We start from the raw sequence: 24,775 nt of genomic DNA on the forward strand, positions 1-24,775 counted from the left end.
TCAGCCCAGATTGCGCACGATGTATGGACCGAGCCGGTCCGCGACCGCGCGCGGCAGCCGGCGCCACAGCGCGATGAACGCGCGATACTTCGGATTCGACGGATTGTTCTGCGGAATAGTGCGCCGGCGGTACAAGTGGTATTCGTAATGGAGCGGCGTCGGCTCGAAACCCCAGTTCTTCTTGAACGCGAACGAGCCGGTGTCGCGCTTGCTGCGCCCGTAATCGAAGATACGCACGCCCTGCTCGCACGCGCGGCGCATCACTTCCCAGTACTTGAAGTCGTTCGCGGCGAGATCGCGCGCGGCTTCGGCGTCGCCGGCATAGTAAGGCAGGATCTCATCCCGAAAGCGAAAGCTCATGACGCTGCTGACGGCTTTTCCGGCGCGGTCACAGACCGTGAGGATCTCGCAGTCGTCGCCGAACTCGTCCTTCAGCGCCTGGAAGTAGCGCTTCGGCAGCGCGGGCGTCCCGTGGCGATGCACGTTGTCGGCGAACAAATCGAAGAAACGATCGGTGCCGGCATCGACGGTGCTCGTGAGCCCGTTCTTGATCCCCTTGCGCACCATCGCGCGCTGTTTGCGCGGGATGGCGAGCATGTTCGCTTCGACCTCCGGCAGGATCTCCTTGCGGAAGGTCACGTAGAGGTCCTGACGCGGCCAGCTCGGATGACGGGGCGAGACGTGGCGCAGCTCGAGATGATCGACACCCAGACGGCCCGCGAGAGAGAGCGCTTCGGCTTCCAGCGCGGTGGCCGCCCGTGCGCTCGTGGCGGCGACGCCGCCGTACACGGTGAAGGGCAGCGACACCAGCGCATTGCCGAAGAGCCGGCTCTTCACGTGCGCAAGCGGCAGCACGCCGGTCACCTCGGTGCCTTCGACCGCGTAGAAGAAGTAGGTGTGATGTCCGAAGACGCGCTCGATCACGCGCTGCCAGCCGGAGCGGTGAAAGAACGAGGCGTCCGGTGCGTTCATCACGAACGCGTCCCAGCGGGCGCGCTCAGCGCGATCCGCCGAGGTCAGCGCCATCACCCACGGCGCACTGACGAGCTGGGGCAGCGTCAGGTCCACGCTTCAGGCCGCGGCCAGCTCGGGGACCGCTCGGTCGAGCCGGTCCCAGCGAAAATCGCCGAAGAGGCGCTTCAGGCGCGCTTCCATGCGCGAGAGGTTCACGTAATGCCTGAAGCGGGTCTTCGCGCCGACGCCGGGAATGCGCGGCTGCGCCGGGTCGATCTCCCATGGATGGAAGTAGAAGACCGCCGGGCGCCGGTCGACGTCGTTGACGCGTGCGAGCAGCCAGCGCGAGACCGGATAAGGCATGAGACGGAAATAACCGCCGCCCGCCGCCGGCCAGTTGCGGTCGAAGAGGCGCATCGCCGTGACCGGCACTTCGATGAGACCGCCGGACGGCCGGTAAGGAAAACGCGGCGCGTCGGGCATCCCGTAATGGTCGTGGCGGATCGGGTACGTGCTCGAGCTGTACTCGTAACCGGCGCGCTCGAGGCATTCGAAAGCCCAGAGGTTCGACGCGCCGATGGAGAAGCTCGGCGCACGATAGCCGCGCACCCGCTCGCCCCCGATGTCCTCGAGCAGCCGCTTCGCGCGAGCCACGTCGTCGAAAAACTCGGCTTCGCCCTGCTCGCTCGCACGCAGGTGCGCATAGCCGTGGCTCGCAAGCTCGTGCCCCGCCGCGACGATGGCGCGGACGAGCTGCGGGTAGCGCTCCGCGATCCAGCCGAGGGTGAAGAACGTCGCGCGCGCGCCGCTCGCCTCGAGCATCGCGAGGATGCGCTCCATGTTGCGCTCGACACGGCATTCGCGCGTATCCCAGCCCCCGCGATCGATGTGCGGCGCTAATGCGGAGACCTGGAAGTAGTCCTCCACATCGATCGTGAGAGCGTTGACGCAGCGCACGGGATCAGCCAATGCGCGCCTCCGAGTTATCACGCAGCAACAGGTACTGCGCCAGATCGGCGGCGATCCGCTCGGCGGCGCGGCCGTCCCAGAGCTCGGGGACACGCCCGCGCTTGCCGCCGCCGGCCAGCACGTCGTCCACCGCGCCGAGAATGGCGCCCCGGTCGCGACCGACGACCGTGTTGGTGCCCTGCTCTACCGTGATCGGGCGCTCGGTATTCTCGCGCAGGGTGAGACAGACGACGCCGAGCGCGGTCGTCTCCTCCTGCAAACCACCCGAATCCGTCAGCACGAGCGTGGCTTTCGAGAGCAGGCCGAGTGTCTCGAGATAGCCCTGCGGCGGCAGCAGCGCGATGCGCGAAGCGGCGACGAGAGGCATCAAGCCGAATCGCTCCACGCGTTCGCGCGTGCGCGGATGCATGACGAAGACCAGCGGCAAGCGCCTTGCCACCTCGCTCAGCGTGCGAAGGAGATGTTCGAGCGTCTCCGGCTCGTCCACGTTCGACGGGCGATGGAGCGTCACGACGCCGAAACCGCGGGCATCGCGCAAGAGCCCGTCATCCTGTCCGCATGCCTGCAGGGTCGTTTCGGGCGCGCGCGCACGCGGGAGGTTCGCCCGTAGGCTGTCGATCATGACGTTACCCACGAAACGCACGCGCGCGGGCTCGATACCTTCGCGAGCCAGGTTGCCTTCGGCGGCGCGCTCGGTCGTGTAGAGCACATCGGAAAGCTGGTCGGTGAGCACGCGGTTGATCTCTTCCGGCATCGCGCGATCGAAGCTGCGAAGGCCGGCTTCGACGTGCACGACCGGCACGCCCTTCTTCGTCGCGACGAGGCTGCACGCCAATGTCGAATTGACGTCGCCGACTACCAGCACGCACGAAGGGCGATGCGTGTCGAGCACCGGCTCGAACCTCCGCATGACTTCCGCCGTCTGAACCGCATGACTCGCGGACCCGACCTCCAGGTTGATGTCCGGCGGCGGCAGCTCCAGGTCTGCGAACAGCCGGCTGTTCATATCGACGTCGTAGTGTTGGCCGGTATGCACCAGCAGTGTCGGGAGGCGTGGCACGTGCGCGGCAAACGCCCTCAGGATCGGCGCCATCTTCATGAAGTTCGGGCGGGCGCCCACGACGCATGCGACCGGCGCGTCGAGCTCACGTATCGCATTCACTGTTCGTTTTCCTTCTGGACCGATGACGAGCGGCGTGCGCGCAGCGCATTCAGCAGATGTCGCAGCACCGCGAGCGTCGACAGGCTCTGCTTTTCGAGACGCTCGAGACGCTCTTCGAAATCGCCCGCCTGCAGCCGAGACACCATCGTGGTCACGCGCTGCGCGGTCTCGTCGTCGATCGCGAGGTCGAGCGCATCGAGATCGTCGGCGGTGATGCCCAGGCCGTGCAGCACATCGCTCCCGTTCGGTCCCGCGCGGGATTCGTTCGCCGCCGCGGGTTCCGGCGCAGCACCGAGCGTCGTCTCCGCGCGGATCTCTTCCGCGGCCTGCTTCACGTCCTGGCCGTCGAGCACGAGCTTTTCGGACAGGAAGCCGGCGAGCAGCAGCCTGTCGCAGAGCGTGTTGATCCTGCGCGGAACGCCTTCGGTCACCTCGAAGATCGATTCGTACGCATCGAGCTCGAGGTGCGGCCGCCCGGTCCAGCCCACATGGCGCAGGCGGTGACGCACGTATTCGCGCGTCTCGTCCGCGTCCATCGGACTGATGTGACACGCCGCGGTGATGCGCTGGCGCAACTGCTCCATGCGCGGGCTCGCGAGGATCCTCCTGAACTCCGGCTGCCCGACGAGGAAGCTCTGGAGCAGCGCCTGGTTCTCGAGCTGGTAGTTGGAGAGCATGCGCAGCTCCTCCATCGACTCGAGCGTGAGGTTTTGCGCTTCGTCGACGACGAGCAGCGCGCGCCGGCCTTCCATGCGCAGCTTGAGCAGGTAAGCCTCGATCGCCAGCAGGAGATCGGATTTCGTCGCGTTCGCCGCAGGCACGCCGAACGCGGCGGCGACCATGCGCAGCGTATCGCCGGCATCGAGCTGCGTGCTGACGATCTGTACCGCCTCCACTTCCTTCGGATCGATCTTACCGAGCAGGTTGCGCAGCACGGTCGTCTTGCCCGCGCCGATCTCCCCCGTCACCACGATGAAGCCCTCGTTCTTGTGCAGGCCGTACTCGAGGTAAGCGAGCGCGCGGTTGTGCTGCTTGCTCGCGAAGAAGAAATCCGGGTCCGGATTGAGCTGGAACGGCTTCGCGGTGAGGCCGTAGAAGGATTCGTACACTGCGGCCCCTAGAACGTCGTTGCAATCGACGCGGTCACGGCCCGTTCCGTGTAACCGCTGCCGGTCGTGGTGGTGAAGTTGACGTAGCGCACGCCGAGCGTGGCCGTCGTGCGCGGACTCAATTGGTGCGTCAGCAGCACGCGCGCCAGGTTCTGCGTGCTTTCGACGGTCGTGCCCGACGTTCCCTTGTTGTTGAAGTGCGACAACAACAGGTTCACCGACGAGATCGCCGACAGCTTGTGCGCCCAGTTCGCGCTGATCGTGCGGGTGTCGATCACGTTCGCGGTCGCGAAATCGCCGGACGCCCCCCCGACGGTCGTGATGCCCTCGCGCCGCCCCAACGCCGCGGTGAAGGTGATGGTGTTGCGCACGCCGAGCAGCGCGACCGAGGCCTGGTGGGTGCGCTGCACGTAAGCGGCGTTGGTCAGGAAGCTGTTTACCAGACCGAGATCCCGCGGGATGCCGCTGAGCTGGAGCTGCCGGTCGACCGCCTGCGCGCGCTGGATAGGGTCAGGAATACGAGAGGCGAGCGCGTTGAAGAGCAGGTCGTATGCGGTGCCGACCGGCGCCTGCGCGAGCTGGTTCGGAAGGATGGTGACGACCCTGCTGTCGAGGAGCTCCCACGACGAGAGCGGCGTGCGGTGAGTCAGCCTGACTTCGTGGTTGTCGCCGAAGAACCCGCGTTCGGCGGAGCCGTGCGCGCTCGTGCGCGGACCCGGTAGCCAGTCGACGCCGATGCCGTAGGTCGCGCGACCCTCCTGGGACGCGGACGCGTAGTTGTTGGTCTCGTAGCCGCCGAGTAGAGAAAACGTGAGCTCGCGCTGGTAGCGGTACAAGAGCGACGCGCGTATGCGGGAGAGATCGAGCGTACGCCGCGTGTCGAACTCGCTCGACTGCTTCTGCGCATCGAACCGCCAGCCGATCGTCGCAAGCTCGTTGCTGCTCTTGAGCATCGCCGTCCAGTCGTGAACGGTGGCGTTCACGAGCGAGTTCGAGCTCGCATGCGTATCCGTTCCGCGATAGCGCGCCTCGTAGTCGGCGGTGCTGCCGAAGCGGCCGCGCACGTACGGGCTCAGGTAGAACGAGCGGACCTCGGCACGGTTGCCGTTGACGTTCTCTGTCGAGGTCGGCTGCGCGCCGAAAGCCGAGATCGCCGACTGCGTGATGTGGCCGCCGCCTTCGATGAATACCCGATTCTCGACCGCCTCGAAGCGGCCGGTCGCGTTCAGGAAGTTCAGGCCGCTGTTGTTGCGGGACTCGTTGGCATAGAAGAGTTGCTGCCGCCGGTAATCGAGGTTGAGCTTGAGGCGCGCGGTGTCGCCAATGACGCGAAGCTGCGGGTTGAGCGACGTGACGAGGTCGGATTCCTTGCCGCTTCCCGGTTTCAGGCCGACGTTATCGGTATAGGTCTCCAGCAACGAGAACGACGGCACGACGAACCAGCCGCGCCGTTGGGAGGCCGTCGGCGCCTCGGCGACCGTCGCCGGCTGCCGCTGCTGCGACGGCGTCGTCGCAGGCTGGCCGTATACCGGCAGGCCGGACGCGTCGGCCTCCGGCATCGGCGCCTCCGCGGCGCGCGCGGGCAGCATCACCGCCATGGCGCCCGCCGCCACGATACGAGAGGCCGGCAGCCTGCGCCTGCCGCTCGTCATCGTGAGCCGCCGCCGCACGGTTCGCGGCCGCGCACGTGCCCTCGTTCAACCGCCGTAGCCATAGCCGTAGCCGTAGCCGTAGCCATAGCCGCCGTGAGAAGAGCCGCGCGCCTTGTTGAGCAGCATCAGCTTCACCGGACACGACTCGATCGTCGAGAGGGCGTGCGTCACGACCGATTGCGGGGTGCTGTCGGCGGACACCACCAGCACGACCTGCCCCATGTGCGTCGCGAGCGCGCGCGCTTCGGTGGTGACCAGGAGCGGCGGCGAATCGAAGATGATGATGCGGTCCGGATAGCGCCGCGCCATGTCCTCGAGCAGCCGGTTCATGGAGGTGCTCGCCAGCAGTTCGGTCGCGCGCGCGTGCTTCGTTCCGCTCGGCAGGATCGAGAGCTTTTCGATGTTGGTTCTCAGGAGGACGTCCGAGACCTCGACCGAGCCGTCGACGAGCAGATCGAGCAGGCCGCGGGTTTCCGGCAGTCCGAGCATCCGCGGCAGCGAAGGCCTCGCCACGTCCGCGTCCACGAGCAGCACCGTGTGGTCGAGCTCCATCGCGATGCTCATCGCGAGGTTGACCGACGTGAAGCTCTTGCCCTCGCCGGGCAGCGCGCTCGTGATGAAGACCAGGTTGCCGTGCTGGATCGCGGAGTCGCCCTGGAGGGATGCGTTCTCGAGCAGCGGCCGCTTGATGACGCGAAACTCGTCGGCGGCGCGGGAGCGCGGCGCGTCGGGTGTGACGATGCCGGCGGCGGCGAGGCGCGCGAGGTCGAGCTCCACCTTGCGCGACGTCGGCGCCGCTTCCGGGGCCGGTTGGGGCGGCACCTCTACGCGCAGCGACGTGACCGGTGCAGGCGACACCTCGTTTTTCGGCGGCGGCACGGGCGCAGGTTGCGCCTCGGTCGTGGCCGTTTGAGCGGTGGGCTGCGGCGCGGGCGCGGGCGCGGCAACCCCGGCACGCTGGAGCTGCTCGAGGCGTTTGGCTGCCTGTTCTATGACGCTCATGCGATCACCGCCCGCGAGCCGGTTATGAATACGAACGCGATCACGATTCCGAACGCGATGACGAGCGACGCCAGTCCGCCGATGAATGCGATCTTGCTGCGGCGCTCCTTGCGGCGCAGGGGCTCGCTGACGAAATACGAAATCGTCCCGAGCACCGTGAGCCCGGTGAGCTCGCGCAACGTGAACGCGTCCGGGACCGAGGGACGGATCTGGCTCGCGGCGAAGCTCGCGGCCAGACCTGCGGCCAGGGCGCCCGCGAGGGCGAGCGCGACGAGCAGCAGGCGGTTCGGCGCAACGGGTTGCGGGGATACGCGCGGCGGGTCGATCAGCCGGAACTCGGCGATCGCGGCGCTCTGGTCCATCTGCCCCGAGATCGCGGCGGACTCGCGGCGCGATACGAGCGTCTCGTAATTCTTCTTGTTGATGTCGTAGTCGCGGTTGAGCTGCGCGTATTCGGCTTCGATCTCCGGCATCATGTTGATCGATGCCTTGAACCGCGCGTAACGCGCCTCGTGCTCGGCCACGCGCGTTCTCAGGGAAGCGACGGTCGCTTCCGCTTCGGCGAGCGACATCTTCAGCTTCTGGTAGACCGGGTTGGTCGCAGCCGGCGCGACCGGCGCCGCCGGAGCGCTCTTCTCCGCGGCTTTGCGTGCCGCCAGCTCGTCACGCTTCTGCGCCTCGAGCTCCGCGATGACGCGTCGGGTGCCGGCCACGTCGGGATGCTTGTCGGTGTACCTCTGGAGCAGGAGATCGAGGTTCTTTTTCAGGGCGTCGAGCCGGGCATCGATCTCGGGAACGGTCGCCTCGCCCTTCGCATCCTGCGGCAGCGGCAAGTTCGGCGACTCCGACGCGAGCTGCTGCCTGATCGCGTCGCGCGACTGCTCCGCTTCGCGCAGCGCGAGGCGCGCCTGGTTCATCGCCAGCTCGAGCTCGCCGATGCGTCCGAACGCGTCCTTGCCGTCGCCGGTGCCGGAGCTCAGGTTCTTCAGCTTGAACTCCTTGAGCCGGTTTTCGGCTTCGGTGAGCTTGCCTTCGTAGATCTTGATCTGGTCTTCGATGAACTGGCGCGCGGTATCGGTATCCCGCCGCTTGTTGCCGAGGCTGGACTCGACGAAGATGGACGTGAGCGACTGCACGACGCGCTTCGCCTTCTCCGGCTCGGGATCGCGAAACGCGAGCGTGAACAGGTTGTCGCGGCCGAGGCCCTTGATCTCGAGCGTCTTCATCAGCCGGTCGATCAGCGCTTCCTGCTCTTCCTTCGACTTGATGCTGAGATCGAGGTCCGCCATCCGCACCAGCTTTTCCATGTTGGGCCGGTTGATGAGCGTCCGGCTCAACATGCCGATCTGCTGGTCGACGTTGGGCTGCACCGCGAGTCCCGACATGAGCGGCTTCAGCACCGACTGGGTGTCGACCCAGATCCGCGCCGATGCTTCGTATTGGTTCGGCAGCACGAACACCACGCCTGCAGCGACGATCCCGACGATCCACGCGACGGCGAGGCCCAGCCATCGCCACTGCCACATGCCGCGCAGGACCGTGACAGCCTGCTGTATCAGTTCATGCATACGATCACCTGCGCGCGAAGCGGCGACGCCCGCGCGGCGAAGAGCTACGGGAAGTTAGAACCAGCTTTGGGGAATGATCACGACGTCGCCCGGGCGCATCTCGACGTTGGCCGAGACATCGCCGCGCCTGAGCAGGTCCTTGATGCGCACCGCGTACTGTTTGTTGCCTTCGGCGGTGCGCAGGATGCTGGCCGCGTTGCCGTCCGCGAAATCGGTGATGCCGCCGACCGCGATCATCACGTCGAGCAGCGTCATCTTCTGGCGATACGGCAGCACCTGGGGTTTCGCCGCCTCGCCGATGATGCGGATCTGCTCGCTGTACGGCCCGACGAAATTGGTGACGACGACGGTGACGACCGGGTCCCTGATGTATTTCGACAGGGCGCTTTCCATCGTTCTCGCGATGGTGCTCGCGCTCTTGCCCGAGACGTCGATGTCTTCGATGAGCGGCGCGCTGATCTTGCCGTCCGGCCTCACCGGCACCGACATCGAGAGCTCGGGATTGCGCCAGACGATGATGTTGACGACGTCGCCGGGCCCTATGACATAGTTATAATCGCTGCCGCCCGCGCTCGCCGGCGCCGGCGGATATTTGTTGGCCGCGCACCCGCCCAGCACCGCCGCGGCAAGCAGCAACATCGCTGCCGCAACCTCGTGAATTGATATCGTTTTTCGCGTCATGCCCTCGCCCCCTGCCGCCCCTAGGCGACGGACAGCGAGGGTACCACAAGTTGTATCAGACCGAAGTCTTACCTGTGACAAATTGCACCGAATCGACACATGCGTTTCGAGGTGCAACCCGGGCTCGTGCGTGTGCTGTCGAGGTTTTTTACACTCCCCCGGCACCTCGTCGCCGCTCCGGGACTAAGTGGCTGATGCGCCGCGCATTTCGTTTCTGGCACACACCGTGCTTTAAGTGGCCGCGTCAGATTGAATCGTCAATCAGGGGATAAAATGAAAACCATCAAACGGCTCGCAGGCGCGGCGCTTCTGGCTCTGGCCGCGGCCCCCGCGTCTGCGGACGTCATCTACGCCACCGGCGGCACGATCAACGTGCCGCTCGGCAGCCAGATGTTCGCGACTTCGATCTTCCAGAACGTCATCAACGGGGCGGGAGATGTGCTGAGCGGCATCGGCTGGGTGAGCGGCATCGGCCCGAATACGATCGGCGCTCCTCCGCCGGTGTGCAGCAGCGCATGCCAGCTCACTTTCCGCTTCGAGGGTTTCACGATCGACCAGTACACGAACGTGGCGCCGGGCGTCGACACCTTCACGGCCAAGCTGGGCACGGTCAAGTTCTATCTCGATTTCGTCGGGCCCGGCAGCGGCGGCACCCTGTTCAACCCCGGGGTGGGAACGACGAGCGCGCAAGACCTGAGCGACGCCACGGACGGCACCCTGTTCCTGACGCTGGCGGGACACGCCACCGATGTCGCCGGTCACACTTTGGCCGGCGTTGTCACGGGCGGCGGCTCTTCCATCTCGTTCAACCCGATGTCGTTCCTCGACGTGGTCGGCACGGGCGGCGTGGCGAACTTCAACTACAACACGAACACTCTGGACTCCGGCAACGGATTGGCCGATCTGGGGTTCTTCGGATCGGCGACCCTCTCTCCGGTACATCCGGCGGAAGGCGACTGCGCGAGCGCCGCCTCTGCAACCGGCACCGAATGCATGCAAGGCAACGCGACGTTCGCCGCGAACGCCATCCCCGAGCCGAGCTCGATCGCCCTGCTCGGCGTCGCATTGAGCGGCCTCGGCTTCGGCCTGCGCCGCCGCAACAAGAAGACCGCGTAACGCGGCTCCAGGCATACCCCTCGAAAGCCCCGGCACATGCCGGGGCTTTTTTTTCGCACTCACTCACGCGCGGCGATAGGCGGCACCCAAAAGAAATGGGCCCTCTTGCGAGGGCCCATTTGCGTTCTTACCGAAGCTGTTGTTGAGTCGCGCTCAGGCAGTCGCAGACGCTTGCGCGCGGCTGCGACGCACGGCGAAGCCGAGGCCCGCCAATGCGACGGCCGCCAGCGCGAGCGAGCCGGGCTCCGGCACCGCGTAAAACCCCGTGACCGAGGCAAGCTTCACGTAGTCGTAACTGCTCGTGCTGAAGGCTGTGCCCCCGAGCGGGTTGGCCAGCGCGTTGATCGCGAGCGGATTGTAGGCGCCGATCAGCCAGTACGACGAAACCACGTTGACGCTGTTGATCGACTTCACCGCGTTCGTGGCGACGTCCGCGTAATTGCCGATGGCCGTCCAGCCCTTGCTCAGGAGCTCGGAATACGTGAGCCCCACGAAGTTCTTGTCGGTCGCGTAATTGCTCGTAGTCACCGCGCCGGAACCGGTGTACGCGAGCACCGACATGTCGGAATCGCCGGACTTCCAGCCGATCGTCAGTCCCGTGAGCTTGACCGGTGCGCTGAACTTCAGCAGCACCATGTCGTAGCGACCGTTGTTGTCCAGCGAATGCTCGGGGTTCGTTCCTTCCTGGAGATCGCAGTACTTTCCGCTCGAGCACTTGTCCGCGTTGGTGATGCCGAGGCCGCCGACGTAGGAGACGAGCTGCGCCGCCTGGATCGTCTGGATCTCGCCGTTATTGGCGTTGTTCTGCTTGTCGGTCTTGCCGGAGATGTTGCCGGTATTCGAATAGCCGGACACCGTAACCCCCGCGGTGGGAGTCCCGGTCACGTTCCATGTGATGGCCGCATACGCGTCGCCGCAGGCGAGCGCGAGCGCACAGGGAACGAAGCTTCGCAGAGCCTTCTTCATTGCAATCCTTCCGGTTCTCGTGCCGGGTCTCGGGAGCGTCCTGGCGAGGGACGAATTGTGGCGTGTTGTTGCACTGTGCAACATGTCACAGGTTGACGGCATTTGCCATGCACCTCAAGGAATAAATTCCGTCAGATGCCCAGCTGTTTCCTGAGCTGCCCCAGCTCGGGGGCGTCGGCGGGCCGCCTCGGCGCCGCCATCGCCGCCCTGAGCTCCTCCCGCGCCTCGTCGAGGCGCGACGCGCTCGCGAGCGCGTAGGCGAGATGGAATCGCACGTCGCCGTTGTCGGGGCTGCGCAGTCGCGCGTCGCGCAGGTAGCGCAGGCCGGCGTCGAGTCGGCCCTTGCGCGCGAGGATCCAGCCGAGCGTGTCGGCATAGTCGGGATGCCCGGGCACGAGATTCAGCGCGCGATCCGCGTACTTCTCGGCATCGGGATCCTTCAGAGCATCCAGCACGTTCGCGAGGTTGTTGAGCACGGCGGGATCGTTGGGATCGATCTTGAGCAGGCGCCGGTACACCTCACCGGCCGCCTTGTATGCACCGACCCGCAGATGCATCTCTGCGAGCCCTTTCAGCGCGTAGCCGTCGGCAGGCCGCTTCGCGGTCCAGCCTTCGAGGAACGCGAGGCCCTTGGCCGCGTCTCCGGCGGCAAGGTGTGCGCGGGCGATTCTCACTGCATTGGGCGCGGAGTCCTGACGCGCGAGCGCTGCGCGGTAAGCGGTCAGCGCCGCCGCAGGCCGGTTGAGCGACATCGCCAGATCGCCTGCGGCGATCGACGTCTCCTCCGCCGACGGATATTTTTTCCTGAGCGTCTGCAGCGCCGATTCAGCGCGCGCGGCGCCGCCGCGCTGGCGTTCGATCTCGACGATGAACGCCAGCGCCTCGACCATGTCCGGCCTGGCCTGGAGCGCGGTCTGCGCCGAGCTGTAGGCGGCATCCGCACTGCCGGCGGCGAGCTGCGCTCGCGCGATCCGCAGCTGCGCGACGGCGTCCAGCCCCGCCATGCGGCCGGCTTCGAGATAGAGCGCGCGCGCGTTCTGCACGTCCCCGGTCGCCTGATACGCGATTCCCAGCGCGAGCTTTGCGGGCAGATAGGCGGGATATCGCGCACTCAGGTCCAGCGCTGCAGCAAGCGCACGATCGAACTGGAGCTGCCGCATGTGCAGCTCGACCAGCGCCAGCCCGGGGCGCGGATCGCGGCGCTGCGTATCGTGCGCCTTGCGCAGGTGTCGAATCGCCTCGGCCGGGTTGCCTGCCCGCTCCTCGAGCGTCGCCAACTCGACCAGGACGTCGGTCGCGTCGGGGTTGCCGGCCTGCAGCGCAGTCAGTCGGCGGCGCCCGTCGTCGAACCTTCCTTCACTGACGTCCAGGCGCGCGAGGTTGAGCGCCGCCGGCCGGAATGCGGCGTCCGCCCGCAGCACCTGCATGTAAGCCGCGCGGGCGCCGGACATGTCCCCCGAAGCCGTCTTGATGACGCCCATGTAATTGAGCAACGCGAGGTTGGTCGGCGCGCGCGCGACCGTCGCCTCGACCAGCTGCAGCGCTTTCCGCGGCTCGTTCTCGCGCATGTAAAGCAGCGCCAAGCGCATGGCGGCGTCGACGTCCGCCGGATTCGCCGCCAGCACCTTCTGCAGTGTGATGCGTCCGAGCTCGGTGCGACCGAGCTCGAGCAGACTGAACCCGAGCGCCCTGTTCACATCGGCCGAAGCGCCGCGCGCTGCCGCGGCTTCGAGAAGCTGGGCCGCCTTCTGATACCGCCCCTGCACCAGATGCACCGTGCCGAGCATCGACAGCACCTGTGCATCGTCGGGCTGGGCCTTGTAAAGCGCCTCCAGCTCGGGCAGCGCGCGTTGATAATCCTTGAGATCCATGCAGATCGATGCGAAGAGCCGCTTCGCTCCGAGATTGCGCGGGCTGCGGATGAGCACATGGTCGAGGTAGGTCCGAGCCTTCTCGAGCTGGCCAAGCCCGTGGCTCGCCATCGCGCCGAGCATCAGCAGCTGCTCGTGCGCCTGCAGCCACGCCGGCGAAAGGCTGTCGATCAGCTTCGCCACTTCCTGAAGGGCGTCCACGACCGCGCGCTCGTCGCCTTTGCGGCCGGCGAGGATCGCGCGCAGGAACGCCGCCCGGGGCTCTCCCGGCGCGGACTGCCTGAGCACGGTGAGATCGCTCTCGGCCTCGCCGTCGCGCTTCAGATCGATCAGCAGCGCCGCCCGGGCGATCCTGGCGTCCACGTGGCGCGCTTCCAGCCCCAACGCCCTGTCGTAGGCCGCCAGCGCGCCGCGAAGGTCGCCCGTCGCGTGCAGCACGGCCGCATGGATGTTCCACGCCTCCGCGTTGCGCGGCGCGATCTCGGTCGCGCTCGCCGCGACGGCTTTCGCGCGGTCGAAGTCCCGCGCCGCCAGCAGCATGCCGGTCTCGGCGATATGAGGCGCGATCGAGCGCGGATCCGCAGCGCGGGCGTCGGCGAAGCTCTGCGTGGCGAGGCTGCGACGCCCGATCTCGGCGTAAGCGCTGCCGCGCAGGGCCAGCACCTCGGCTTTGGCGGCGGGCGCGAGGCCGTCGGCGCGCACCCGGTCCACGACCAGGTCGGGCCGGCCGAGCCCGAGGTATGTCTGTGCCAGCGGAAGCGCGATCGCGCTGCGATCGAGGCCTTTTTTCAGCGCGGCCTCGAACGCCGCTTCGGCGCCGCGGATGTCGCCGCTCTTGAGGAGCGTCTGCCCGAGGAGCACGTGGGCGTCCAGCATCCGGTTGTCCTGCTCGATGGCGTTGCGCAACTGGATCGCTGCACCCCGCGAATCGTTGCGCTGCAACTTCCGCAGGGCGTCGTCGTAGAACTCGGCGGCGCGCTGCGGCGTTGCGTGAGCGCAAGCCCCGCCCAGGATCAGCGCCGCGGCCACCACCGCGTGCGATCGCCGCAACCGGGCCGGCAGCGTCCCCCGGCGATGGCTTGGTGCATTAAAGGTCGTCATTTGTAACATTGTGCGCGAATGCACGTCGCGTATCCGTGATTAAGTGCCAGCGTGCATTACGCTTTTCAGAGAATTCCCGGCAGCGCCCGCCTCACGGGTGCTATATCATCGCAGGACCATATCCGAGGCAGCTTGTTACATTGCAACCCATTCGCTATCGCCTGCCGCCTGCCGGGCGGCATGTCCTGGAGGCCGCCGCCGCGTGACCCCGCGCGCCCTCAGGGTCGTCCTCGCCATCAACCACTGGCTGCGCCTGCCGCTGCCGTGCAAGTTGGGGCTGCACGGCGGCCCGCGGTGCAAGGCGCATCACTGGCGCGTCGAGAACCTCCCGGCGCAATCCGCCGAGATCGCTACGTCCGAAGCGCAACCGTCCGGCGCCCCGCGTTCGTCGGCGCCTGGACCCGACGCCGGCGACCTGGAGCCGCATTCCGCACCGATCCGAACGAAAGACGCGTGACCGTGGTCGAACGACATGGACACGCGCCACATTCTTGCACCCGCAACACCTACCAGCAGGCAACGGGAGGCGACCGCCGAAGATCCGCGCAGGTAGCAGCAGGCAACGCAAGCCGCCGACATAATCCTTTGAAAGGAGCGCCATCGATGAAGCGCAAACCATACAGAAGCTATTCGCGCGATTTCAAAGTGGAGGCTGTGCGGCTCGCCGAAGAAGGTCAGAAGCCGGTTGCAGCAGTCGCGCGCGAGCTCGGCGTGCACCGCAACCAGATCGCACGCTGGAAGACGCAGCTCGAACGACAACAGCCGGCCGCGTCCGGCGACGGCCAGGTGCAGGCGCTGCAGGAAGAGCTCGAACGGCTGCGTCGCGAAAACGCGAGCCTTACGGAGGAGAACGCCGTACTCCGCAAAGCCGCCATGTATTTCGCCCGCGAGTCGAAGTAAGCGCGCGGACGCGCCCTCTCACAAGACGGCGCGCAGCACGTCCAGCAGCAGGATCGCCACGATCGCAGCGACGGTGACGTCGCTCAGCATCACCTGCGCGTCCGACAGATAACGAACATTCCGGTCTTCCACGATTCCCCCGTGCGTCTTGAGGCGCTTGGTTGTTCGGGTTGAAATGCCACTGCTGACACTTTGTGCAAGGTGCAATTTAGGCCATACGGCCTGGTTGCACAATGTCACAACCGTTGATCAACGTTCAGAATTACTAAAGGGGCGTCAGGCGACGATCGGCAGCTCCATTCTGAGAAATGCCACCGCCTCCTGCTCCGACCGCGTGCGCCGCATCGGCGGCAGGCTCGCGAGGATGCGCCTGCCGTAGCTTTTCCCGTACAGCCGCGGGTCGCAGATCATCAGCACGCCGCGGTCGTTCTCGTCGCGGATGAGGCGCCCCGCGCCCTGCTTCAGCGTGATCACCGCCTGCGGAAGCTGGTGCTCGAGGAAAGCGTTGCGGCCGTCCCGGTTGAGCTTGTCGATGCGCGCGGCGAGCACCGGATCGTCCGGGGCGGAGAACGGCAGCTTGTCGATGACGACGAGCGACAGCGCCTCGCCCTTGACGTCCACGCCTTCCCAGAACGACTGGCTGCCGATGAGCACCGCGTTGCCGAGGCGGCGGAAGCGGTCCAGGAGCTCGCTGCGCGAGCCTTCGCCCTGCGTGAGCACCGGGAAGTCGAGCATGCGCCGCTGCATCGCTTCGTGCAGGAGGTCGCGCGCTTCGCGCATCGCCCGCAACGACGTGAAGAGCAGGAAGGTGCGCCCCCCGCTCGCCTCGATGAGCGGCAGCGCGGCTTGCACCACGGCCCGCGTGTACTCCGGCGTGTTCGGCTCGGGCATCTTCGCGGGGACGTAGAGCAGGGCCTGCAGGTCGTACATGAACGGGCTGTCCCAGCTTTGCGTCTTCGCTTCGGACAGGCCCAGCGCGCCGCAGTAGTGCTGGAAATCGCGCGCCACCGACAGCGTCGCCGAGGTGAAGATCCACGCGCGCGCCTGCGCCTGCACCTGCTTGGCGAACACGTCCGCGACCGACAGCGGCGTCGAATTCAGATGCAGCGACTGGTTGAAGAGCTCGACCCACTTCACGCGCTCGCCGTCGACGCCGCTCCTCCAGCGCTCGAGCTTTTCCGCGATCTCCAGCGCGCGCTCGCGACAGCGCTGCAGCCCTTCGCTGCGCTCGCCATGCTCGGTGAGCTCCTCGCCCAGCTCGTCCAGGCGCGCGAGCACCGCGCCGAGCGCGGGCGCGAAGTCGCGGTTGCGCTCGACGGTGCGCAGCGGCATGCGGCCGGCCTCTTCCCTGAAAACGAGCCTGAGATCGCGCGCGGCCTTCTCCACGGCGCGCGCCGCGTCGGGCAGCGTCGTCGAATCCCGGGCGCCCGCGGCGGCCTCGATCAGGGTGTCGCGCACGAGCGTCACGATCTGCGTGGTGGACGCGCTCTCGCCGAAGAAGAGCGTCGCGGTCTCGGGGATCTGGTGCGCTTCGTCGAAGATGACCGTGTTGAACGCGGGCAGCAGCTCGCCGATGCCTTCGTCGCGCAGCGCCAGGTCGGAGAAGAACAGATGGTGGTTCACCACGACGACGTCGGCTTCGAGCGCAGCCTTGCGCGCCTGCATCACGAAGCATTTGTCGAAGTGATGACAGTCGGTGCCGAGGCAGTTCTCGCGCGTGGAGGTGGCCTGCGACCACACCGGCGAGGTCTCGGCGACGTCGACGCAGTCCGCCCGGTCGCCGGTGGTCGTGTTCTGCGCGAAGCGCGCGATGGCCGCGAGATCGCGGGTGTCGTCGCGGCTTCCGAACCGGCCGTCGGTCATCGCGCGCTGCAGGTGGTGGTGGCAGACATAGTTCGCGCGGCCCTTGAGCAGCGCGACGGTGACCGGGAGCCTGAGCGCGCTCCTCACCGTCGGGATGTCGCGGTCGAAGAGCTGATCCTGCAGCGTCTTGGTGCCGGTGGAGATGATCACCTTGCCGCCCGAGCGCAGCGCCGGGACGAGATACGCGAACGTCTTGCCGGTGCCGGTGCCCGCCTCGGCGACGAGCACCGAGCGGTCCTCGATCGCGGCGGCGACCGCCCGCGCCATCTCCATCTGGCACGGCCGCGAACGAAAACCGGGGACGACCCGCGCGAGCGTGCCTTCTTCTTCGAATATCGGATCGAGGTCGAGCATCCCCTCGATTTTAGCCGCAGGGCTGGATTTTCCTACAGTATCGTGTATAGTCGCGACCTTCCGTACGCCACACCAATCAGCGTACCGGCCCGTACCACCTCCAGAAAAACCCCTTTAATTCGTCTGCCTTGATTGGTGTCTCTCGACTCGAGCGACAGGCCGTCGCTGGAGTCTCAATGACCACCGAAAGTCAATTCGCCGGGCTCGCCCTGGCGCAACCGCTGCTGCGCGCGATCGCCGACGCGGGTTACACCGTTCCCACCCCGATCCAGGAGAAGGCGATTCCGCTGGTGCTCGCCGGCAGCGATCTGCTCGCCGCGGCGCAGACCGGCACCGGCAAGACCGCGGGCTTCACCCTGCCGATCCTCCACCGCCTGTACGAAACGCAGCCCGAAGCCGTCGGCGGAACCAAAGCCGGTCGGCCGCGCTGCCTCATCCTCACACCCACGCGGGAGCTCGCGGCGCAGGTCGAGGAATCGGTCCGCACCTACGGCAAGCACCTGCCGCTCAAGTCGATGATGATGTTCGGCGGCGTCGGCATGCAGCCGCAGGTCGACCGCCTGAAGAAGCGCATCGACATCCTCGTCGCCACGCCCGGGCGCCTGCTCGACCACGTCGGCCAGAAGACGCTCGACCTCTCGGGCGTCGAGATCCTCGTGCTCGACGAAGCCGACCGCATGCTCGACATGGGTTTCATCCACGACATCAAGCGCGTGCTGAAGCTGCTGCCGCAGAAACGCCAGAGCCTGCTGTTCTCGGCCACGTTCTCGGACGACATCCGCTCGCTCGCCGCCACGTTCCTGAAGCAGCCGCAGAGCGTCGAAGTCGCGCCGCGCAACACCGCGTCCGAGCTCGTGAAGCAGACCGTGCATCTCGTCGTGAAAGACCAGAAGCGCGACGTGCTCTCGCACCTGATCCGCACCCACGCGTGGGAGCAGGTGCTCGTCTTCACCCGCACCAAGCACGGGGCGAACCGCCTCGCCGAGAAGCTCGAAAGAGACGGCATCAACGCCGTCGCGATCCACGGCAACAAGAGCCAGAACGCACGCACGCGCGCCCTCGCCGATTTCAAGGCCGGCGAAGTGACGGTGCTCGTCGCGACCGACATCGCGGCGCGCGGCCTCGACATCGAGGAGCTTCCGCACGTGGTGAACTTCGAGCTGCCGAACGTCGCCGAGGATTACGTCCACCGCATCGGCCGCACCGGCCGCGCGGGCGCGACCGGCGAAGCGGTGTCGCTGGTCGACGGCGAGGAAGTACAGCTCCTCAAACAGATCGAGAAGCTGCTCAAGCGCTCGATCGAGCGCGTGCCGCTCGAAGGCTTCGTGCCGCGTCCCGCCGCCGAGCGTGCGCACGACGACCGTCCGCGCGAGCCGCGCCAGCAGCAGCAGCGTCCGCGCCGCGACGCGCAGCCGCGCCAGCGTGACGACAATCGCGGGAATCGCCCGCATCGCGACGACAACCGCGGCAACCGGCGCGAAGACGATAACCGCGGCAACCGCGTCCATCATCCGCGCCGCGACGCCGACGGCAATCGCACGCATCACCAGCCGCGCCAGGGTAACGATCAGCGGCGCGAAGCGCCGAAGGCCCCGCAGGAGCCTCGGCAGCCGATGTCCGAGGCGGCGCGCCATCAGTCGATGCCGCAGCCGGCGCTGTTCCGGCCGACGGCGCCGCACCGGCGTCGGGGCTAGGTTTCGGACGCTCCGGGATTGCTTCGTCGCTTCGCGCCTCGCAATGACGAAGTAGACTGTCATCGCGAGGCGCCGAAGGCGCCGTGGCGATCCCGTGACGCACGCAAACCGTGAGCGAAGAAGAAAAAGTCCGCGTCTCCAAGCTGATGGCCGCGCAAGGGCTGTGCTCGCGGCGCGAGGCCGACGGCTACATCGAGCGCGGGCTCGTGTTCGTCGACGGCGAGCGGGTGACCGAGCTCGGAACGAAGATCTATCCGCACCAGCGCATCACCCTCGCCCGCGCGGCTGCGAGCGAGCAGACCGCGCGCGTCACGATCCTCCTCAACAAACCGGTGGGCTATGTGTCCGGCCAGCCCGAGCCGGGATACAAGCCGGCGATCACGCTGATCGCGCCGGAAGCGCACTGGAGCGAGGACGAAGCCAGACGCTTCGAGCGTTCCCATCTCAAAGGCCTCGCCCCCGCCGGCCGTCTCGACATCGATTCGACGGGTCTGCTCGTCCTCACGCAGGACGGCCGCATCGCGCGCCAGCTCATCGGACAGGACAGCGGGATCGAGAAGGAATATCTGGTGCGCGTGCAGGGCAAGCTTGGAGCCCGCGGGCTGGAGCTTCTCAACCACGGCCTGTCGCTCGACGGCTCGCCGCTCAAGCGCGCCAAGGTGGTGTGGCAGAACAAGGATCAGCTGCGCTTCGTGCTGCAGGAAGGCAAGAAGCGTCAGATCCGCCGCATGTGCGAGCTCGTGGGGCTCTCGGTGACGGGGCTCAAACGCGTGCGCATCGGCAACGTCAAGCTCGGCGACCTGCCGCTCGGTCAGTGGCGGTACCTGCGTCCCAACGAGCGTTTCTAGGAAGAAGACGTCATTCCCGCGAAGGTGACGCATAGCGTCATCCCCGCGAAGGCGGGGATCCATTTTGACTTCAGAACAACGTCAAAATGGATTCCCGATCGCTTCCGCTGTCGCGGCTCGGGAATGACGGTCAAGCCTTCCGCAGCTTTTTCAGGTCGAGCTTCGCCGACGCTCGCGTGTCGGCCTTGAACACCCGCGCCATGTAGTCCAGCGCCTTGCGCGTGTTCGCCGCGGATGCGGACGCGACGCAGTCCCGGGGCACGTAGATCTCGTAGTCGCGCATGAACGCGTCCGCCGCGCTCAGCAGCACGCACATGTCGCTGGCGATGCCGGTCAGGATCAAACGCTTCGCTTGCAGGTACTGCAGCAGCAGCTCGAGCGCCGTGGCGTAGAAAGCGGAGTGCTTGGTCTTGAGCACGAAGTAATCGTCCGCATCCGGCTTCAGCAACCCGGCGAGCGGCTGACCCCGCACGCCGTCTTCGAGCACGTGCCTCACGGTCTCGCGAAAGTCCGAGCGCCAGCGTCCGAAGTTGTCGTTGGCGTAGATCACTGCGACGTCGCGCGCCCGCGCTTTCGCTTTGAGCGCGGCCACTGCCTGCGCGGCACGCACCGCCGGCCGCAGCAGCGCCGCGCCGGTGTCGAACTCGAGATCGTTGATGAAGTCGATGAGGATCAGCACGATCGGCGACGTGTCGGGAACGTTGCCGTGCAGATCCGGGTTACGCGCGGGCATTCGTGTTCTCCTCGGTCCGCCGTTTTTGCACAATTCGTGCCGGTCCGCGGGTTGCATAGCCACGAAGGATGGCAGCGAACATACGCATCGGCATCTCGGGCTGGCGCTACGAACCGTGGCGCGGCGTCTTCTACCCGCGCGAGCTCGCCCAGCGCCGCGAGCTCGAGTACGCCTCGCGCGCTTTCCCGACGATCGAGATCAACGGCTCGTTCTACTCGCTGCAGCACCCCGACAGCTACGACCTGTGGTATCGCGAGACGCCGCCGGGCTTCGTCTTCGCGATCAAGGGCGGGCGCTACATCACGCACATGCTGCGCCTGAAGAACTGCGAGACCGCGCTCGCCAACTTCTTCGCCTCGGGCATCTTCAACCTGCGCGAGAAGATCGGCCCTTTCCTCTGGCAGTTTCCGCCGCAGTTCCGCTACGACGAGGCTCGCTTCGAAGATTTCTTCGAGATGCTGCCGCGCGACCTCGAGACCGCTCTGTGCATCGCGCGCCGCCGCGACGCGCGCATGAAAGGCAAATGCCGCCTCGCGATCCACGACAACGTGCCGCTGCGCCACTGCGTCGAGATCAGGCACCAGAGCTTCGCCGACGAACGCTTCGTCGCACAGCTTCGCCGGCACAACATCGCGCTGGTCGTCGCCGACACCGCGGGTAAATGGCCGTATTACGAAGACGTCACCGCGGACTTCATGTACCTGCGCCTGCACGGCGACGCGGAGCTCTACGTGAGCGGCTATACCGACGAAGCGCTGGAGCGCTGGGCCTCGCGCATCCGTGCGTGGGCCGACGGCGGCGAGCCCGCAGACCCCGTGCGCATCTGCAACAAGCCTGCACCCGGGCGCAAGCCCCGCGACATCTATTGTTATTTCGACAACGACGTGAAAGTGCGTGCGCCCGTCGACGCCCACAACCTCATGCGCAAGCTCGGCCTGGACGTGGCGGTGAACGCGGCGGTCGCGGCGGACGCTCCCGAGGCGTTCGTGCCGGAGACGCTCGACGCGCTGCCCTACGCACTGCCGCGCGTCGACACGCGCTGGCGCTTCGGGCCGCGCGTTCCCAAGCCGTCGCCGCCAGCGAAGGAGCGCCGCGCGCGTGAACGCTGACCGACAGGACCGTGTCCGCGAGCACACCGATCCCGCCGTTCTCGCCGACCTGGACGACGCGATGCGCGACCGGCTGTTCGACCTCGCCGGCCGCGACGATGCGGCGATCGCGGCGCGCCTCCAGGCGCTCGACCGCGAGCGGGACGTCGAGCGTTACCTCGAGACGCTCGCTCCCTCGTTCGCGCTGACCGGCATCGCGCTGTCGCTCGTCGGCGGCCGCAAGTGGCTGCTGCTGCCGACGGCGGTGCTCGGCTTCTTCCTCCAGCACGCGATCCACGGCTGGTGCCCGCCGCTCGCCATCCTGAGAAGGCGCGGCGTGCGCACGCGACGCGAGATCGAGGAGGAGCGCTACGCGCTGAAGGCGCTGCGCGGCGACTTCGCAGGGCTCCCGCCCGATACGCCGCAGAACCGCGTGACGCGGGTCGATACCGCGCTCGACGCCGTGAGGTTGTAGCGCGCGTCGTCCGGTCTCCTACAATGACGCTCTCATTGGGGGAGGACCGCATGCGCCGGATCCTGCGTAGCCTGGCGTGCGTTGCGCTGCTCGTGCTCTCGTGCAACGTATACGCCGCCGAAAGAGTCGTCGACATCCCCACGCGGTCAGGCGTCACGCAGCGCTTTCTCTTCCTGCCCGCCACCGACGCGAAAGCCGCCGTCATCCTCTTCGCCGGCGGTCACGGCGGTCTTCAATTCGACACGAGCGGCCGGCCGCGGACCTTGCGCAACAACTTCCTGGTGCGCAGCCGCGAGCTCTTCGCCGCACAAAGCCTGACGGTCGCCGTCATCGATGCACCTTCGGACCGCCAGTCCGAGCCTTTTCTCAACGGCTTCCGGCAGACGCCCGAGCACGCCGCCGACGTGCAGGCGGTGATCGCGTGGCTCAAGGCGCAAACCCAGGTGCCGGTGTGGCTCGTCGGCACCAGCCGCGGCACCCAGTCCGCCGCCGCAGTCGCGGTGACGCTCTCGAGCGGCGGCGGCCCCGACGGCATCGTGCTCACTTCGACCATCCTCGTCGACCGCCGCGGCAGGCCGGTGCCCGACATCGCCGTCGACACCCTCAAGATTCCGGTGCTCGTCGTCCATCACGAGCAGGACGGCTGCCGCTCCTGTCTCTACGGCGATGTCCCTCTCCTCATGAGGAAGCTCGCGCCCGTCCCGAAGAAAGAGCTCGTCACCTTCCGCGGCGGCGAGAATCACGGCGACCCGTGCGAGGCGCTCGCCTATCACGGTTACAACGGCATCGAGCGCGATGTCGTCGCGCGCATCGCCGCCTGGATCACGAAATAAAGCAAGGCCGTTTTTCTTCGCGTCCCTGCCTGCTTCCTTCGCGTCCATGTTCTTGTCATAATGCGGTGGTTTTCCAGTCGCGTTGTAGGACAAACTCCTATCTTTACAAGGACCTACGACGTCATCTATAGTGCGCGCCGTGAAAAAAACGATACTAGCGTTTGCGCTCGCAGTCGGTTCGCTGTCTTCCGCGCATGCCAATGACAATGTGGCGCTGAAGACCGACCGCGGCACCGCCATCCTCCAGGCCGCCGATCGCCACCTCACCCTCACGCGTGAGCTGGTGATGCAGGCGCTCGGCTATCTGGGCATACGCTACAAGTACGGCGGCAACTCGCCCGAGACCGGCTTCGATTGCAGCGGGCTCGTGCGCTACGTCGTCGGCGAGGCGTTCGGCCTCGTCCTGCCGCGCGACGCGCGCTCGATCAGCCGTCACGGCGCAAGCGTGAGCACCGACGACCTCCAGCCCGGCGATCTCGTGTTCTTCAACACCATGCGGCGTCCGTTCTCGCACGTCGGCATCTACGTCGGCGACGGGCGCTTCATCCACGCGCCCGCCAGCGGCGGCGCGGTCGAGCTCGTCAACATGGCCGACCGCTACTGGGCGGCCCGCTTCAACGGCGCCCGCCGGCTCGAGCAGTAACCAAAACCCGTCAGGCCGTCCCGGCGGCATTGCTGGAATCATAAATAGTAATGATTCTCATCCTCCTTGATATTTGAGAATCGTTCTTGTTACGATGCGCTCCAGGCGGAAATCACCGCCATACATAACGGAGCCGCCATGCCCCTGACCCAAAAGAAGATCCTCGCCGCGCTCTCCGCCACGCTCATCAGCCTCGGCGCTCACGCGCAGGACAAGGTCCTCAATCTCTACTCGTCGCGCCACTACCAGACCGACGACGCGCTCTACGCCAACTTCACCAAGCAGGCCGGCATCAAGATCAACCGCATCGAAGCGGGCGAAGACCCCCTCATCGAGCGGCTTCGCAACGAAGCCGCGGCGAGCCCCGCCGACGTGCTCGTCACGGTCGACGCAGGGCGGCTGTGGCGCGCCGAGCAGCTCGGTCTGTTCCAGCCGCTGAAGTCGGCGACGCTGGAGTCGCGCCTTCCCGATCACCTGCGCGCGCCCAACGACCAGTGGTTCGGCTTTTCCGCCCGCGCGCGCGTGATCGTCTACAACAAGTCGATGGTCAACGCAGCGGACGTCCAGAACTACGAGGACCTCGCGAACCCGAAGTTGAAGGGCAAGGTGTGCACGCGCTCGGGCAGCCACGTCTACAACCTCTCGCTCATGAGCGCGCTGATCGAGCACTGGGGCGAGAAGAAAGCCGAGGACTGGGCGCGAGGCGTCGCCGCGAACTTCGCGCGCGCGCCCAAGGGCGGCGATACCGACCAGATCATGGGAGTCGCCTCGGGCGAGTGCGGCGTGGCGATCAGCAACAGCTACTATTTCGTGCGCCTGATGAAGTCCGAGAAGCCCGAGGACAAGAAGGCGATCCAGGCGGTGGCGCTGGTGTGGCCGAACCAGAAGAGCTTCGGCACGCACATGAACATCTCGGGGGCCGGCGTGCTCAAGCACGCGCCGAACCGCGCGGCCGCGGTGCAGTACCTCGAATACCTCGCGAGCGATTCGGCGCAGAGCTACTTCGCGAACGGCAACAACGAGTGGCCGGTCGCGAAGGGCGCCAAGCCCGACAACGCCGCCCTCGCCTCGCTGGGCACGCCGAAGTTCGACACGATCAACATCGCCTCGCTCGGCAAGAACCAGGCGCTCGCGCAGAAGATCTTCGATCGCGTCGGATATAAGTGACCTCAGCCTTCGGCTGACGTCACTGG

22 protein-coding genes are annotated in these 24,775 nt (G+C 66.7%); 10 read left to right on the top strand and 12 right to left on the bottom strand.

Annotated elements, in window-relative coordinates; all coding sequences use genetic code 11:
- The 8 genes from VHP37_24580 to VHP37_24615 are packed head-to-tail and all read right to left on the bottom strand — an operon-like array spanning nucleotide 1 to nucleotide 9,055.
- A complete protein-coding gene (locus VHP37_24580; GenBank protein ID HEX2829544.1) occupies nucleotides 1-1,026 on the bottom strand; it encodes a FemAB family XrtA/PEP-CTERM system-associated protein in 1,026 nt (341 codons plus the stop codon).
- A gap of 45 nt (nucleotides 1,027-1,071) precedes the next feature.
- Entirely contained in the window at nucleotides 1,072-1,923 is an 852-nt protein-coding gene (locus VHP37_24585; GenBank protein HEX2829545.1) for an XrtA system polysaccharide deacetylase, read from the bottom strand.
- Nucleotides 1,916-3,085 (bottom strand): UDP-N-acetylglucosamine 2-epimerase (non-hydrolyzing), encoded by a 1,170-nt coding sequence (wecB, locus tag VHP37_24590; protein ID HEX2829546.1) that lies wholly within the window; start codon nucleotides 3,083-3,085, stop codon nucleotides 1,916-1,918. The genes VHP37_24585 and wecB overlap by 8 nt, the downstream gene beginning before the upstream one ends.
- Nucleotides 3,082-4,194, bottom strand: a complete 1,113-nt coding sequence (locus tag VHP37_24595; GenBank protein ID HEX2829547.1) for an XrtA/PEP-CTERM system-associated ATPase — start codon at nucleotides 4,192-4,194, stop codon at nucleotides 3,082-3,084. Before VHP37_24595 ends, wecB begins: the two co-directional genes overlap by 4 nt.
- A gap of 8 nt (nucleotides 4,195-4,202) precedes the next feature.
- Nucleotides 4,203-5,846, bottom strand: a complete 1,644-nt coding sequence (locus VHP37_24600; GenBank protein HEX2829548.1) for a TIGR03016 family PEP-CTERM system-associated outer membrane protein — start codon at nucleotides 5,844-5,846, stop codon at nucleotides 4,203-4,205.
- Between the two features lie 45 nt (nucleotides 5,847-5,891).
- A complete protein-coding gene (locus VHP37_24605) occupies nucleotides 5,892-6,848 on the bottom strand; it encodes an XrtA-associated tyrosine autokinase (GenBank protein ID HEX2829549.1) in 957 nt (318 codons plus the stop codon).
- A complete protein-coding gene (locus tag VHP37_24610; protein HEX2829550.1) occupies nucleotides 6,845-8,416 on the bottom strand; it encodes an XrtA system polysaccharide chain length determinant in 1,572 nt (523 codons plus the stop codon). Before VHP37_24610 ends, VHP37_24605 begins: the two co-directional genes overlap by 4 nt.
- Nucleotides 8,417-8,470: 54 nt before the next feature.
- The gene (locus tag VHP37_24615; GenBank protein ID HEX2829551.1) at nucleotides 8,471-9,055 is read right to left on the bottom strand and encodes an XrtA/PEP-CTERM system exopolysaccharide export protein; all 585 of its coding nucleotides are present in this window, start codon (nucleotides 9,053-9,055) and stop codon (nucleotides 8,471-8,473) included.
- Nucleotides 9,056-9,370: 315 nt separating this feature from the next.
- On the opposite strand from VHP37_24615, the gene VHP37_24620 reads away from it, so the two are divergent.
- Nucleotides 9,371-10,213 (top strand): PEP-CTERM sorting domain-containing protein, encoded by an 843-nt coding sequence (locus VHP37_24620; protein ID HEX2829552.1) that lies wholly within the window; start codon nucleotides 9,371-9,373, stop codon nucleotides 10,211-10,213.
- Nucleotides 10,214-10,366: 153 nt separating this feature from the next.
- Here VHP37_24620 and xdp1 read toward each other — a convergent pair whose 3' ends face one another.
- Both xdp1 and prsT read right to left on the bottom strand, forming a co-directional pair.
- Complete coding sequence (gene xdp1 / locus VHP37_24625) at nucleotides 10,367-11,179, bottom strand: exosortase-dependent surface protein XDP1 (GenBank protein HEX2829553.1); 813 nt, start codon at nucleotides 11,177-11,179, stop codon at nucleotides 10,367-10,369.
- 131 nt (nucleotides 11,180-11,310) lie between these two features.
- Nucleotides 11,311-14,100: an XrtA/PEP-CTERM system TPR-repeat protein PrsT gene (gene prsT, locus VHP37_24630; protein HEX2829554.1), complete on the bottom strand. Its 2,790-nt coding sequence runs from the start codon at nucleotides 14,098-14,100 to the stop codon at nucleotides 11,311-11,313.
- Nucleotides 14,101-14,353: 253 nt separating this feature from the next.
- Between prsT and VHP37_24635 the strand changes: the two genes are divergently transcribed.
- Together VHP37_24635 and VHP37_24640 are read left to right on the top strand one after the other, a co-directional pair.
- Nucleotides 14,354-14,608, top strand: coding sequence for a hypothetical protein (locus tag VHP37_24635; protein ID HEX2829555.1), 255 nt, complete (start codon nucleotides 14,354-14,356; stop codon nucleotides 14,606-14,608).
- Between the two features lie 146 nt (nucleotides 14,609-14,754).
- On the top strand, nucleotides 14,755-15,051 hold the full coding sequence (locus VHP37_24640; GenBank protein HEX2829556.1) for a transposase: 297 nt from the start codon (nucleotides 14,755-14,757) through the stop codon (nucleotides 15,049-15,051).
- Between the two features lie 276 nt (nucleotides 15,052-15,327).
- Here VHP37_24640 and VHP37_24645 read toward each other — a convergent pair whose 3' ends face one another.
- Nucleotides 15,328-17,268, bottom strand: a complete 1,941-nt coding sequence (locus VHP37_24645; GenBank protein HEX2829557.1) for an ATP-dependent DNA helicase — start codon at nucleotides 17,266-17,268, stop codon at nucleotides 15,328-15,330.
- A 176-nt stretch (nucleotides 17,269-17,444) separates the two neighbouring features.
- Here VHP37_24645 and VHP37_24650 point away from each other — a divergent pair, with 176 nt between their 5' ends.
- Entirely contained in the window at nucleotides 17,445-18,962 is a 1,518-nt protein-coding gene (locus tag VHP37_24650; GenBank protein HEX2829558.1) for a DEAD/DEAH box helicase, read from the top strand.
- Between the two features lie 110 nt (nucleotides 18,963-19,072).
- On the top strand, nucleotides 19,073-19,810 hold the full coding sequence (locus VHP37_24655) for a pseudouridine synthase (protein HEX2829559.1): 738 nt from the start codon (nucleotides 19,073-19,075) through the stop codon (nucleotides 19,808-19,810).
- Nucleotides 19,811-19,940: 130 nt separating this feature from the next.
- On the opposite strand, the gene VHP37_24660 is transcribed toward VHP37_24655, so the two are convergent.
- Nucleotides 19,941-20,543: an isochorismatase family cysteine hydrolase gene (locus VHP37_24660; protein ID HEX2829560.1), complete on the bottom strand. Its 603-nt coding sequence runs from the start codon at nucleotides 20,541-20,543 to the stop codon at nucleotides 19,941-19,943.
- A 68-nt stretch (nucleotides 20,544-20,611) separates the two neighbouring features.
- Between VHP37_24660 and VHP37_24665 the strand changes: the two genes are divergently transcribed.
- From VHP37_24665 to VHP37_24685, 5 genes are all read left to right on the top strand, one after another.
- The gene (locus tag VHP37_24665) at nucleotides 20,612-21,652 is read left to right on the top strand and encodes a DUF72 domain-containing protein (protein ID HEX2829561.1); all 1,041 of its coding nucleotides are present in this window, start codon (nucleotides 20,612-20,614) and stop codon (nucleotides 21,650-21,652) included.
- Nucleotides 21,642-22,106, top strand: coding sequence for a hypothetical protein (locus VHP37_24670; GenBank protein ID HEX2829562.1), 465 nt, complete (start codon nucleotides 21,642-21,644; stop codon nucleotides 22,104-22,106). Before VHP37_24665 ends, VHP37_24670 begins: the two co-directional genes overlap by 11 nt.
- A gap of 50 nt (nucleotides 22,107-22,156) precedes the next feature.
- On the top strand, nucleotides 22,157-22,939 hold the full coding sequence (locus VHP37_24675) for an alpha/beta hydrolase (protein ID HEX2829563.1): 783 nt from the start codon (nucleotides 22,157-22,159) through the stop codon (nucleotides 22,937-22,939).
- A gap of 208 nt (nucleotides 22,940-23,147) precedes the next feature.
- Nucleotides 23,148-23,582, top strand: a complete 435-nt coding sequence (locus tag VHP37_24680; GenBank protein ID HEX2829564.1) for a C40 family peptidase — start codon at nucleotides 23,148-23,150, stop codon at nucleotides 23,580-23,582.
- Nucleotides 23,583-23,720: 138 nt separating this feature from the next.
- Nucleotides 23,721-24,749 (top strand): Fe(3+) ABC transporter substrate-binding protein, encoded by a 1,029-nt coding sequence (locus VHP37_24685; GenBank protein HEX2829565.1) that lies wholly within the window; start codon nucleotides 23,721-23,723, stop codon nucleotides 24,747-24,749.
- The last annotated feature ends 26 nt before the right edge of the window (nucleotides 24,750-24,775 follow it).

It is taken from the genome of Burkholderiales bacterium (assembly GCA_036262035.1).
Lineage (GTDB): Bacteria > Pseudomonadota > Gammaproteobacteria > Burkholderiales > SG8-41 > JAQGMV01.

What these genes read in the sequence shown, in the direction of transcription:
- VHP37_24580 (HEX2829544.1), bottom strand. Translation starts at nt 1,026, where the DNA reads ATGGCGCTGACCTCGGCGGATCGCGCTGAGCGCGCCCGCTGGGACGCG.
- VHP37_24600 (HEX2829548.1), bottom strand. Translation starts at nt 5,846, where the DNA reads ATGACGAGCGGCAGGCGCAGGCTGCCGGCCTCTCGTATCGTGGCGGCG.
- VHP37_24605 (HEX2829549.1), bottom strand. Translation starts at nt 6,848, where the DNA reads ATGAGCGTCATAGAACAGGCAGCCAAACGCCTCGAGCAGCTCCAGCGT.
- VHP37_24610 (HEX2829550.1), bottom strand. Translation starts at nt 8,416, where the DNA reads ATGCATGAACTGATACAGCAGGCTGTCACGGTCCTGCGCGGCATGTGG.
- VHP37_24615 (HEX2829551.1), bottom strand. Translation starts at nt 9,055, where the DNA reads ATGTTGCTGCTTGCCGCGGCGGTGCTGGGCGGGTGCGCGGCCAACAAA.
- VHP37_24620 (HEX2829552.1), top strand. Translation starts at nt 9,371, where the DNA reads ATGAAAACCATCAAACGGCTCGCAGGCGCGGCGCTTCTGGCTCTGGCC.
- xdp1 (HEX2829553.1), bottom strand. Translation starts at nt 11,179, where the DNA reads ATGAAGAAGGCTCTGCGAAGCTTCGTTCCCTGTGCGCTCGCGCTCGCC.
- VHP37_24640 (HEX2829556.1), top strand. Translation starts at nt 14,755, where the DNA reads ATGAAGCGCAAACCATACAGAAGCTATTCGCGCGATTTCAAAGTGGAG.
- VHP37_24645 (HEX2829557.1), bottom strand. Translation starts at nt 17,268, where the DNA reads ATGCTCGACCTCGATCCGATATTCGAAGAAGAAGGCACGCTCGCGCGG.
- VHP37_24650 (HEX2829558.1), top strand. Translation starts at nt 17,445, where the DNA reads ATGACCACCGAAAGTCAATTCGCCGGGCTCGCCCTGGCGCAACCGCTG.
- VHP37_24660 (HEX2829560.1), bottom strand. Translation starts at nt 20,543, where the DNA reads ATGCCCGCGCGTAACCCGGATCTGCACGGCAACGTTCCCGACACGTCG.
- VHP37_24665 (HEX2829561.1), top strand. Translation starts at nt 20,612, where the DNA reads ATGGCAGCGAACATACGCATCGGCATCTCGGGCTGGCGCTACGAACCG.
- VHP37_24675 (HEX2829563.1), top strand. Translation starts at nt 22,157, where the DNA reads ATGCGCCGGATCCTGCGTAGCCTGGCGTGCGTTGCGCTGCTCGTGCTC.
- VHP37_24685 (HEX2829565.1), top strand. Translation starts at nt 23,721, where the DNA reads ATGCCCCTGACCCAAAAGAAGATCCTCGCCGCGCTCTCCGCCACGCTC.